The sequence below is a fragment of the Cloacibacterium caeni genome (assembly GCF_907163125.1).
GTDB classification, from domain to species: Bacteria; Bacteroidota; Bacteroidia; order Flavobacteriales; family Weeksellaceae; genus Cloacibacterium; species Cloacibacterium caeni_B.
Genome location: NZ_OU015319.1, coordinates 1113462 through 1126546 on the forward strand (window position 1 = coordinate 1113462; position 13085 = coordinate 1126546).

Consider the following 13085-nt stretch of genomic DNA (forward strand, 5'->3'; position numbering starts at 1 on the left):
ATTTAAAACAATTTTAAAATTTCTTCACCCAAATAAATATCTAATTCTTCTTCTTTAAATATGGAAATCTTTCCTAAACAACAAGAATGTTTATGATCTTCATAACTGATAAAATGGTCTGAATGTAAATGGGTACTCATTGAAGGATACAAAAGTAATGACCTTGTAGATTTCCAAAACTCATTATAAACATACATTTGCCTCAAATCATGAATAGACGGTTCCGCGTAATCAATATTCTTCCATTTGGTATCTATGATGAGAAATTCTTCTCTATTTTCATAGTTCTTTTTCACCAAAACAATATCAGGACGAATGGTAATTCCATTCCAAAAACCTTTCGAGTTTTGTCCATAAACTTCTACTCCTTTTTCTTCAGCAACTTGTTTTAACCTTACCAAAACATATTCTTCCCATAAACGATTCATATCAAAAAGTAAAGCAAGCATATTTTCATTTCCGCTAGCAACATTTGGAGCATAATTTAAAATAATTAAGCGCGCAATAGCCAAAACCGTTTCATATGGTGCCGTTTTTCTGGTTTTGGGAATTTTATTGAAAGTGTGGTGAGTTGCTTGTATAGAAGTCACTTCAGGAAAATCTAATTGTACTGACTTACAATGATGATATAGATGATTTCCTTTTGACATAGATGCCACAATTTCTAAAGCCTGACCAATAACTTGATGAATCAAATGATCCTTCTCATAGACTTGATGAGTGGTATAAAATCTTTCCTTATGAACCAGATTTTTTGAGAGATGTCCAGAAAACTCTAACTTTCCCTTTAATGCCTTGATATTCTTAGTCTCCTTATAATATTGCTTAATAAGTCCTTGTCGGATTAAAAGTTCTACTTCATTCAGAAACCATTCAAAATAAATATCGAGCAAATGAATGTTTTGTTTCTTAATTTGAGCTTCACCTACAGCGTTTACTTTAAGTTTTTTGGTAACTTTAAGCATTTGGATTAATACACTCTGCCAAAGAACTGTATTGGTTTCATATTGGTCTATTTTCGGTAGAATCTCAATGACCAAACCATCTACTTGCAGAACCCCCACATAATTTTTGAAAGTAATTTTTTTATAACCTATATTAAAATACCTGTTCTGATGCAATTCATTGAACTTCACTAAAGCATTAAAGTGGCTTTCCTTAAAAAGCACACCATTATATTCTGTGCCATATTGCAAAGAATTATATTCAAAAACTTGTATGATGTTCTTAGATTGCAACACGGTTAAGTAAATGTTTTATTGAATCAAGAATATTAAAATTGTCATCAAACTTTTTAATTTTAAATAGTCTTGAAGTTTCGGGCTTTTCTAATGTTTTACCATTCCATCTTGCAAATTCTACCTTACTTTCTTTTGGTTCAATACATTCTACAAAACCTTCTCCCAATATCAAGGCAATTTTTTCATAATCGTGATAAAAATATTCTTGCAAAAGAGGAATGATTTTATTGGTAAAAGCTTCTTTCAACGCTTCTGTATCATTAGGTTTAATGTTGATAAAATAAGAATGCCCTATGGTATGATCTCTATCCAAAAGAGCCTCAATTCTACTATTAATAGTTTTCAATAGCTCTCCCAAGTGAAAATCATCAAACTGAATTTTGTTTAATGCTTCATATTCAGGCATCATTTCTACAAAAGAAAACCTCCTTCTAAGTGCTGTATCTAGAGCTTCTACACTTCTATCTGCGGTATTCATTGTTCCAATGATATGAAGATTAGATGGTACACCAAACTTCTCTTTGCTGTATGGTAAAATCACTTCCAATGCTTCATTCTTCCCTAATCTTTTGTCTTCTTCTATTAAGGTTATCAATTCACCAAATATCTGAGAAACATTACCTCGGTTGATTTCATCGATGATGAGTACATATGGTTTGGGAGCTAATGGAATTTCTAATTGAGTTGTTGTAGTTTGGGAATTTATTCTGTTATTTATATAATTTAAAACTGCCCAATAAGCAGTAGAGTTTGAGCCTCCAATAACCGCTCTAAATTCTTTATCGATATTTTTAATAACAGATAAGTCAGGAAATGCTTCTTGTAATTTTTTAGCCCTTGAAAAAGAAACAGTATAAATCTTGGCTTCTTTAGAAGATTTTGGTTGAACTTTTAGATTTCCTTTTTCTGAAATATCTACTACTTTTAATCCCATTCCTACTGTTTGAATATTGAGGATAAGTGATTCTTCTTTCTCTAAATACTCATAGGCTTCAGAAACCAAATCATCCCAAGCATCATCAAAGGTATATTGCTGACTCAACTCTTCTGATTGATATCTTATTTTTCTAGCTTCTTCTGCTATTTGTTTAAAAATGCCTTTCTTCACTTCATAAATCACAGATTTTCTTCCTTCCTCATCTTCTTCTATTTCTGGTTTTATACCCTCAATGAAATCCTCATAACTCATGCTTTGATGAAAAGTGGTGAACATAATTTGTCCTTCTTTTAACTTTTTATCAAACAAATCTTTTACAGCTTTTCTATCATTAAAATCAAGTTGCTTTACTTTATCCTCATTAATAATTTCTAAAGCTTTATTGATGGTATTATATGTTTTTCCTGTTCCGGGAGGGCCGTAGAGGATTTGATTGAGAGGAAAAGTAGATTCAGAGAAATAATTCAAAGGAGCAAAATCTTCTTCTTCAAGTTCTTCCTCCATCTCTTCTATAATTTTATATTTTTCAAATCTTTCTTGCATTTTTTCAAACATTTTCATTTGTTCGCTAGACGTAAAACGATGGGCTATGAAATCTGAGTAAATATTTTTTAATTTATCTATTTCCTCATTTACAATTGGTACTATTTTAGATAGAAGATCATTCAAATCATTTATGATTTCTATAAAGCCATTGTATTTTCGAGGCGAATAAATAGCAAAAAACTCCATTTTATTTTGTTCAGGAGCATAATGCGTATTCTGGAATTTACCTTCAATCCTTGTCTTAATATTTCTAATTAATTCAAGAGCATACTCATTCTGTTTACCAGATGGATTTTTAGTTTGATTAAATTGAATAAAAAATTCAAACCCTTCTTTGAATCTTAAATCAAAAACTAAATTAATTAAATCACCTGAAGAACCAGGATAAGAACCAGGTATAAACCAAAATGTTGTTGAAAAATATTTCGATCTTTCTGTTCCAATAAAATAATTAAGTTCTGCTCCTTTATTTGCTTTTTGCCTAACCGAATAAGTAAATGTATTATCTTCTTCGTATTTAGATTTTAACCAATTAAAAACGTCTTTCTGTAATTCTTGATATTTAGTCATTAGTGTTTAGTTTAGTTTATTATATTTTACCCTTTATATTTCTTAAAATTCTCTGCTTGTTCAAAAATCTCTTTATACACCTCGTCTCTGTCTATTGGTGGATAATCATTTTCTGCCAAGAGAATAATCAAATCTACTTTTAGTTCGGCTTTTATATCATCTCGTTTACTCCAATCGGTGTATTTGGTTTTATCATCTACCACTAGTTTTACTTTTTTGGCTAGCTCAATAAGTTTTTCGTCTGCATAAGAAAAATCATACTTCACGGTAAGCATTTTCAAAATATCATAAAAAGCTTTTTCTTCGATGTCAATCCCTAGTTCTTGGAAGGAGTCATTTTCTTTTTTCAAAGCGTAATAGAGTTCAATGATTTCATTGGTAAAATCCTCTAAAACTTCACTTCGCAATACATCACCTTCTTTACGCTCATTGTATTTTTGTACGATAGCTTCTAAACGTTTACTAAAATCTATTCCCATCACTTTATTCACCTGCTTCATTCTATCGATGGCTTGTTTCAATACTTTTTGCAAGAGTTTGAACTTGGTATTAGGCAGTTTAATCTTATCTAATTTGGCTAAATAATCATCAGAAAACAAATCAATTTCTTGGGCTTCCTCTTCACCGAGTTTGAAAATCTCTTCTACACCTTCGCTTTCTATGGCTTCTTGAATCATCGCTTTTACCTTTTCGTTCATTTGCGAAGCATCGGGAGCGGTTCCTTTGGTGAGCTTGTAAATAATAGAACGCACCGCCAAATAAAAATGAATCTCATCTTTCTCGGTTTCAGAAATAGATTCACTACCCGAACAAATATCAAAAGCCAATTTCAAACGTTTTACGATGTTCATAAAACGAGTTTCCAACTCTTTGGTCTGTTGTACAAATTCCGCTGCTCTATTTAGGGTTTGCAATTGTTCTATAGGAGTACCGTGATAATATAAATGGCTATTAAACGTATGGAAAATACGGTGCAACAAATCCAGTTGGTTTTTCACCACTACTACAGAATGTTCTATTTCTTCTATATTGCTTTCATTGCCTTGGTTGTATTGTGCCAATGCAAGATTCATTTGTTTTTTGATTCCGATATAATCTACCACCAAACCTTTTTCTTTACCTTCAAATTTTCTATTAACTCTAGAAATCGTTTGTATCAGATTATGCCTTTGGATGGGTTTATCAATATAAATAGTATCTAAGAAAGGAACATCAAAACCAGTGAGCCACATATCTACTACTAGGGCAATTTTAAAATTAGAGTGTTCAAATTTGAATTGTCGGTCAAGTTCTTTTCGGTAATCTTTTGTGCCAAGTAAATCATAGAGTTCTTTTACATCGTCTTTATTGCGAGTCATTACCATTTTTATTTTTTCAATCGGCCATAGTTCTCGTTTCTCTTTTTCTGTGAGGAGCTCTAGATTTTCGGCTTCCTTTTTCTCGCCCCAATCTGGTTTTATGGCAAGAATATTTTTATACAATTCATACGCAATTTCTCTGCTACTGCATACAAACATCGCTTTTCCTGCTACACTACTTCCTTCTTCTACTCTTTTTTCATAATGTTTTACAAAATCTTCGGCTACAGCTTTTAAGCGAGAAGGGTCTCCCAAAATCACATTCATTTGAGACATTGCCTTTTTGCTTTCTTCTATCTGATTTTCGTTACTGCCTTCTTCTGCACATTGTTCGTAATAGTCTTCTATTTCTCTCAGTTTTTCGCTATGGAGCATTACTTTGGCGGCTCTACCTTCATAAACTAAAGGAACTGTGATTTCATCTACCACAGATTCTCGCATAGTATAAGCATCTACTACCTCGCCAAAAACATCTATCGTAGCATCTATAGGTGTTCCTGTAAAACCTACATACGTAGCATTCGGCAAAGAATCGTGCAGATATTTAGCAAAACCAAAAGTTTTCTTTACCCCATTTTCAGAATAGGTAATTTTTTGGTTGAGATTGGTTTGGCTTCTGTGTGCTTCATCAGAAATACAGATTACATTGCTTCTATCGGTAAGCAATTGGGTGTCTTCTGTAAATTTATGAATGGTCGTAAGAAAAACACCGCCACTATTTCTATTTTGCAATAATTCTCTTAAATGCGCTCTGCTTTCTACACTAATTACGGTCTCATCTCCTATAAAACCTTTGGCGCTGGTAAATTGCCCAGAAAGTTGGTCATCTAAATCGGTTCTATCGGTAATAAGAACAATCGTAGGACTTTTAAAATAAGTACTCTTCATCAGCATTCTTGCCAAAAAAAGCATCGTATAACTTTTACCACAACCTGTAGTCCCAAAATACGTTCCTCCTTTTCCGTCGCCTTCTGGTTTTTGATGAATTTTAATGTTTTCAAACAATTTTATGGTAGCGTAATATTGCGGATATCTACAAACGATTTTCTCATTCTTCTTACTGCTGTCTGGCAAAAAGATAAAATTCTGAATAATATTTCTGAAACGTTCTCGGTTAAACATTCCTTGTATCATCGTAAACATCGCATCTATGCCATCTACTTCATTAGGCATTCCTTCGGTTTTGCGCCAAGCATAGAAAAAATCATATTTCGCAAAAAATGAACCTGCTTTGGTATTTGCACCATCACTTATCACACAAAAAGCATTGTATTTAAACAACTCGGGAATATCTCTTTGGTATCTTACCGTCAATTGCTTGTAAGCATCAAAAATCGTGGTTTCTTCTTGTATGGCTGTTTTAAACTCAAAAACCACCAATGGCAATCCGTTCACATACAAAATTAAATCGGGAATGCGCATTTCGTAGCCTTTTATCGCCAACTGATTCACGATTTTGTATATATTTTGGTCGGCTTCGCTGTAATCAATGAACTGAATAAAAATATCTTTTTGGGTGCGGTCTTCTCTCTTCAATAGAAATCCATCACTCAATTTTTTCATAAAAATCTTATTGCTTTCGTACAAATCCGAGGCTGGCAATTGCTCCAATTCCCTAATAATACCATCAATTTCTGAACGGGTAATGCCTTCTTCTCGGTATTGCATTGTAAGAAATGTACGCAAATCTTCTTCTATCAATACTTTTTCGGTAGCTATATGTCCGTAAGTTTCTCTAGATTCCTCTACCAGATTCCCTTCTGTTTTGCGTAAATCATTTCCCAAAACGTGCTGCATTTCTTCTTGCTGTAGAAGATGGATAAAGGCTTGTTCTAATTGTGCTTCGGTGAATTTCATTTCTTTGCTTCAGTTTTTATTGTCCAAGAAATAGTTTTTAATCTTTCTTGAATCATTTTTAAAGTTTCTAAAATAACTTCTTCTTTGGGTAATTTGCCATACACCAAATTTTTAAAGTCTCCGTTATAAGTTGCTTTCAATTCATTCCATACATTTTCCAAGTCTTTGAAAATAAGTGCTTCGTTAGGATGATGAATCAACCACTGATTATTATTTCTAAAACTTATAACATCATCATTGGCTACTTTTAAAAGCATTTCATCGAAGGCTGTTGATTGAAAGAATTTTAAAAACTCCTCTTGTGTAAGTAACTGATATAAATCGTAGGTATGTCTTATCTTTTTCTTTAAATCATCGATTGGATTTTCGCCATAAGAAAAACGTACTAAACTCATTATTTTTTCGCAAATGGTTCTTATAGGTTCTAATACAAGTAAATCATAAGGCAATAGCTCGTTTTCTTTAGCAATATCAAACTGTTGATAATCCAACATCATTTGGCCAACAAATGAAACGATGCTTTTGGTAGTATATGGTTCATGGTATCCCAACCAAGTGGTTTCTACAACTATTGTATCCCGCACTTGTCCGTAATCTCCTTTAAATTCTTTTTTGTAGGAGTGTGCCGTTTTTCTATTCATTCACATTTTATGGGTTATTCCTTCAATCGTAACTTCGGGTAAAACAGTATCTACAACTGTACTTACTATTTTTAATTTTGATTTTAATTTGCTGTCGGTCTCTCCTTCTTTTCTCAATACTACCAAATCAATATCTTCAGAAAAACGTTCTATCATTTGGTAACATTTGGATAGTGCTGTTCCGCCCTTAAATACTGTATCATTGCCAACTTCATTGTTGAAAATCGTAAACAAAACATAGGTAACCCAATAGTCTTTTTCTACATATATGGCAGGAATTTTCATTTGGTCAGCAGTAAACTGAACAGCCTGTCTGAACAAGGTTTTATTTTCATGCAATTTCATACAATATTCCATTTTTCGGTGGTAGATAATACTTTCCCCGCACCTGTGAGTTGATACTTACTAATTGGGTTCAAGGACTTGAAAAGAGTTTCTGTTGTCTTGCTTTGCTGCAATTGCTCTAGCAATGCGCCCAATAAAGCCCTTGTAGCAGGTGGATATTTCAGAGCCAAGCGAACCAAAGTGTTGATTTCTTTGTCTGTAAAGTTTTTGATAATAGCCAAAAACCGCTTACAAGATGCTTCTATATTGGCATCAGGTATTTTTTTGATATAGCGAATAGCATCCAATACTTGCAACAAAGGAATATTCTCTTTGGTAATGCTATTTTTCTGTTTGATAAATGTAATAATGTAGCGTTCTCTTTTAAATTTAGGGCGAACTTGATTTTTACCAATCTGTATGGTATTGCTTACTTGCGTGGTTAAACCCAACTGGTTATAAATACTGTAACCCGTAAGATAGCCAGTAATCTTACCGTTTTCTTCTAATAAATCTTTTACTACTTGCGCCTGATTGGGTTGAAGGGTACCAAAAGGGGTGTTCTCTGGTTTGTAGTATTTGCCTTTAGAGAGTTTGGCGATTTTGCCTGAAGCAACCATACGATTCAGGGCTTTTATCACCGCTTCTTTTTGATTCACCTCAGTAGTAAAATCTGCATAGGTGAAAACATAGCCTTTAGGAAGTCTATCTATAGTAAATGCTATGTATTCAGATATTTTCATTGTTTTATTATAATACAAATATAAATCATTTGTCCAGTTTATTAGTAAAAAAACTGGACATTTTTAAATAAAATATCTCTTGACTATCATCATATCTTTGTAATTGTATAGAACGCCGATAGTGTTTTTCTGGGTGGTATGGGTGCATTGGTTAAATTGTTTTCTTTATGTTATTTAGTTGCCCAGCATACTTACTCTCTATATAATCTGAAATTGTTCTGCATCCTTTTTTTATATCATCAGAAGATATTGCCAAACTAGATCTTATAATACCATGAGATAAATCTTGTATCATATTATATAATGAACTGCAATTTTTTAAAATTTCAATATTATCAATAAATGAAATTAGATCTTGGTTAGGATTTTCAAATTTTGAAATTGTTTCTAAAACATGTCTCATTGAATTCGGAGTTGTATGTGAAGGTTCTATTTGTTCATCAGCAACTTTATATATATCAGATAAATGTTCGTGGTATGGCATTACGAGTTCTTTTTTTAACTCCTTTAATTTATTATGTGTTAAAACATATTTCTTTTGAACAACATTATTTCTCAATAATATACTCATAAATTCTATACTATGCGTAAACAATATAAATTTTAAATTTTTCCTATTCATTTCGCGAAAATAATCATGCAACCTTTCTAAGATTCGGCAGACAGAATATGTGAAGTGAAAATCCATACTAGAAATTGGATCGTCAATTATAAAAAATAGCTTGTCATAATCTGATTGCTTATTAACTAAAACATGAGTTTCAGCAATATAATAACAAAATGAAATGATGTTTTTTTCACCATCACTTAATATGTCATGTATGTTTCGCTTTAAAGAATGAGACTTAAATTTTATTATACTTTTTTCTTTGTCATAGATATATTTATCAGAAAAAATAAATCTAATCAAACTTTCAAATGTTTCTGAAACAACATCTTTTTTACTTTTTTTAGATGTACCTTCTATATCTTCAATTGATTTTTTCTTTTTTAATTCTTCTTCTTTTAATAATTTTTCATTTTTAATTTCAGTAACTAAAGTACTTCTTAAACTCTTAAATTTAGCTTTACATAACCTTCTTTTTAATCTCAAAATTTCATCACTTGTTGATATTTTTGTATCATTTAGTTTATCTATTTTTTTATTATTTTCAGTAATAAATTTTCTAATAGTTTTTTCTAAATTTAATAATTCATATCTAAAAGACTCTATTTTTTTAAGACTATCAGCAGAAAGTAAATCTTCTACTCTACTTTTTTTATCTTCAATAATTTTTTCAATAATTTCCCAATCTAAATTTTCTAAAATTTTATCATTTTTAGAGATAATTTCTAAATTTGAAGAAGAATATGATGGAAAATAGTCTTTTAATTTATTGTATTGATTTTCAACAATAGAAAATTCGTTAATCTTCAACTCAAATAAATTTTTAATAGTTTTTACAGAAGCTAAATGCTTAACTAGTTTATTTCTATATTTTGTCTCATAATCATTAATGTAAGAGTTATATAGGTCTATTAAATCAAATTGTTCTGAATTCAGTCTTTGCTCACAAAAAGGACATTCTTTATTTTCATAATTTATTAAGTTTATTCCCAAATTAATAAAATCTTCTTTAGATTGTACTTTTAGCTTAAAACTTTCAGATATTTTGGAAAGAGTGATATTTTCATTTAAATCTTTAAATATTTCATCTAAAACATTTAAATTAATTTCAAAATTTTCAAACTCATCAACAAATTCTAAATTTTCAGGTATGTTTTGTACTTTTTTCAAAGATTTTTTTAAATCTTCAAATAAGAGTTTTTCCTCAATTAAATAAGAATTATTAATTAAATTTTCAAATGTAATCTCTTTATAATCATTTGTTTTGGCGTTTACTCCTAATTTCTGTAACTCTTCTTTTGCTTCATCTAATTTTTTTATTATAATATCTTTATTAGCTACATAGTTTTTATTTATATTCTCTAAATCTTCTTTTTCATTAGACAGATCGACTTCTGTTTTTCCAATAATATAACCGTTTATTTCTTTTTCTTGTCCATAATTTACTGGTTCAATAGATTGTTTTACATAATCACTATTGAAAGTATGAAAAATTAAATTAGAAGAATTTTGAATTGAAGGCTTATTTATTGAAGAGTGTGTTATTTTAAATTCAAATTTTTCAGTTGGAGTATTTTGATTAAACAATTTAAAAAAGAAACTAGCACTATTTTCACCCAATGTGATAAAATTATCCGATTTAGGCATTGATTTTTCATCTAGGTTTAACAACCTAAACTGCTTACTAATAGAAGATTTACCTGAACCATTTGTTGCATAAATCGCAATTCTCAATGCTCCATTTTCTCCTGCATCTATACATTGGCTTAAATTGCTATGAGGTCCTATATTCTTTAAAGTGAATTGTATATTGTATTTTTTTTGATTTTCACTATTATTCATATTTAATCTCTTTTCACGTTATTTAGTTTTTATCTTCCTTTTTAAAAATCTTTCACACCCCCTCCACTTCTTTTAGGGCATCAAACAATTTAATAATTTCATCTTTAATTAGATCTTTCATATCTCCATTCACAATAGCTTTCATAGCATCAGCGTTCCAGTCTTGATATTTTGGAAACCAGATGTAGGCACATCTTGCATTTCCTCCTCCTACTTTTTCTTTAATAATTGAGAATGCACTCGTATCTACCTGATCATTTTTAGGAACAAGACCAATAATCAAGTTTCTTAATCCTCTGGCTCCAAATTCCAAAAAAATATTATAGTTTTTCCAGGCAGGTACAGCAAACGAAAATCCTGCCCAACTGGTGTTCACATAATCTTTGCTTTTACTTTGAGAAACAATGTTCAGTTCCTTGCCTATTTCTTCAAGTTGTTTTAATAATACATTATTAATCAAATTATTTTTTACATGGCTAATGTTCTCAGATATCGTAAAAACGGCGTCTAAATGTTCGACTGATGAAAGTTGGTCAATTAATTCTTTGTTCATAGTAGATTCGGTGTTTTGATTGGTTAAGTTTTTAATATGATTGCTGTATTGTATTAGGGTTTCTCGTACAATAGGAGATCTGGCTGCTATTTCTACACATCTTTCCAACCATTGTAGAATCGCTTCACAGTAAGAAACTTGCAGATATTCTGTTTTGTCTAATGCGTCTTGTGGAGATTCATTTCCCCACAAAGTAAGATAGAGCAATTTAAATTTGTTATTAAATTTCTGAGCTCCAAAAGTGTGGTATCTTTTTAACTGGTCAAACTGGTCGCCTGCATATATTTTATTTTCTATCAACAGAGCATCACATGATGAATTGGTAATTAAAATATCAAGCCTACCATAGGGCGTAGAATATTCCCGATGTACTGCCACATCTTGATACGCAAACTGATATTCTGGTGGCAGGATATCTAACTTTATAAGAGTCTGTATAAATGCATCTAAGAATTTATGTTCAAACTGATGACTGGCATTGGGATCTAATAGTTCTGCAAGAATAGAAGAATGCGTGTTTTCATAATGGTTTACACCGCATATTCTAAACATATTAAAAGTATCTTCATTTTTCTCAACTTCTAATTTTTTGTTTTTGAGAAACCAATTCACTTCTTTTAGAAGCTTTTCAGTTTCCATCATTTCAGTTTTCATAGTTTAGTTTTTTAATTCTTTAATTCTTTAATTCTCAACCCTTACCATTCTCCCCAGCAACAATTCCTTCAACTCCTCTAGTTTTTGGTTTTCTTCTATTTTGTTTAAAATTAAATCAAATGTTGATTCTAATAACAAATTGAAATCATTGATGTTTTTTTCTTTTGGTAAAACTATTTTAATATTTTCTATTTGTGAATTACTAATATTTGCTTGTGCACTATCTCCACCAACATTACTAATTTCTTTTTGAACAATGTCATCTAATAAAACTAAATAAAGAAATGGAACTTTATTTAACGGTTTCTCCCCTAAATTAAACATACCTACACGTTGATTTACTAATGTGTATTTACCTAAATTTGGAACGATTCCAATTTTACCAATAGTTGCACCAGTCATTGCAATAACAATATCTCCTTTTTGTATTGTATAATTTCTAGCATTTACTAATACTTTTGAATCTACAAAATCTAAAGCATTAAAATCTATTGTATTATTTGAGATGCTACCAATTTTAATTACAGGGATTCCTTCTAACTTCCACAAGTCACTTTTAAAAGCAAAACCAGATTTTACTTTTGAATAATCACCAATTTTTCCAACTTCCCACCCCTCCGGAATTTCCTTCTCCAACTCCTCACACCAAACCATTTTACCGCCATTGCTTTTATAAGGCTTACCGTTTTCATCGGGAAACTCAAAATCTACAAACCACTGTTTATAAATCGTTTGTGCGGTTTCTTCTAATTTGGCAATTAGTTGGTTGTTCAGGTTAATACGGTTTTGTATGGTGTGGTATTCGTTTACCATTTCCTGTTGCTTTTCTAGGGAAGGAATGGGGAGCATAACCTCGCTCATTTCTTGCCAATCAAAGATTTCTCTAGCACTTCCGTGAGATTTGTAACGTGCATATCTATCAAATTCAGGTCTGCGAAACCACATCATTAAATATTCGGGTAATAATAGATTATTGGTTTCAAAAACTACATAAGCTTGGGATAATAACGCTTTTTCTTCATTAGATAAAGCAATAGAAATTTTATCTCCATTTCTAGAAGTTACTGGTCCGTAAGCAAACTGATTTTTTTTGATAATTTTATACGTTGACATATCTGTTCCCACAGTATTAGCAATAGAAATAATCATTTCTTTTTTAATACTCACACCCAACAAAGGATATTGTTTCAAATCTTTGTTTCGGATGTTTAC

At 31.0% G+C, this 13085-nt stretch carries 7 protein-coding genes and 1 pseudogene; all 8 read right to left on the reverse strand.

Annotation, left to right across the window (positions count from 1 at the left end; translation table 11 throughout):
* Positions 1-2: 2 nt before the first annotated feature.
* Entirely contained in the window at positions 3-1241 is a 1239-nt protein-coding gene (locus tag KKQ79_RS05130; protein WP_213189213.1) for an McrC family protein, read from the reverse strand.
* A complete protein-coding gene (locus tag KKQ79_RS05135) occupies positions 1228-3294 on the reverse strand; it encodes an McrB family protein (RefSeq protein ID WP_213189214.1) in 2067 nt (688 codons plus the stop codon). Before KKQ79_RS05135 ends, KKQ79_RS05130 begins: the two co-directional genes overlap by 14 nt.
* Before the next feature lie 26 nt (positions 3295-3320).
* Positions 3321-6509, reverse strand: a complete 3189-nt coding sequence (locus KKQ79_RS05140; protein WP_213189215.1) for a type I restriction endonuclease subunit R — start codon at positions 6507-6509, stop codon at positions 3321-3323.
* Positions 6506-7507: pseudogene (locus KKQ79_RS05145) on the reverse strand (nucleotidyl transferase AbiEii/AbiGii toxin family protein). The gene KKQ79_RS05140 and the pseudogene KKQ79_RS05145 overlap by 4 nt, the downstream one beginning before the upstream one ends.
* Positions 7492-8217, reverse strand: a complete 726-nt coding sequence (locus tag KKQ79_RS05150) for a type IV toxin-antitoxin system AbiEi family antitoxin domain-containing protein (protein WP_213189216.1) — start codon at positions 8215-8217, stop codon at positions 7492-7494. Before KKQ79_RS05150 ends, KKQ79_RS05145 begins: the two are co-directional and overlap by 16 nt.
* 151 nt (positions 8218-8368) lie before the next feature.
* On the reverse strand, positions 8369-10666 hold the full coding sequence (locus KKQ79_RS05155) for an AAA family ATPase (protein WP_213189217.1): 2298 nt from the start codon (positions 10664-10666) through the stop codon (positions 8369-8371).
* A 52-nt stretch (positions 10667-10718) separates the two neighbouring features.
* On the reverse strand, positions 10719-11873 hold the full coding sequence (locus KKQ79_RS05160) for a PDDEXK-like family protein (protein ID WP_213189218.1): 1155 nt from the start codon (positions 11871-11873) through the stop codon (positions 10719-10721).
* A gap of 27 nt (positions 11874-11900) precedes the next feature.
* Positions 11901-13064 (reverse strand): restriction endonuclease subunit S, encoded by a 1164-nt coding sequence (locus KKQ79_RS05165; protein ID WP_213189219.1) that lies wholly within the window; start codon positions 13062-13064, stop codon positions 11901-11903.
* Positions 13065-13085: the final 21 nt, after the last annotated feature.

Coding starts and splice junctions, on each gene's coding strand:
- KKQ79_RS05140 (WP_213189215.1), bottom strand. CDS start 6,509: ATGAAATTCACCGAAGCACAATTAGAACAAGCCTTTATCCATCTTCTA.
- KKQ79_RS05135 (WP_213189214.1), bottom strand. CDS start 3,294: ATGACTAAATATCAAGAATTACAGAAAGACGTTTTTAATTGGTTAAAA.
- KKQ79_RS05160 (WP_213189218.1), bottom strand. CDS start 11,873: ATGAAAACTGAAATGATGGAAACTGAAAAGCTTCTAAAAGAAGTGAAT.
- KKQ79_RS05150 (WP_213189216.1), bottom strand. CDS start 8,217: ATGAAAATATCTGAATACATAGCATTTACTATAGATAGACTTCCTAAA.
- KKQ79_RS05155 (WP_213189217.1), bottom strand. CDS start 10,666: ATGAATAATAGTGAAAATCAAAAAAAATACAATATACAATTCACTTTA.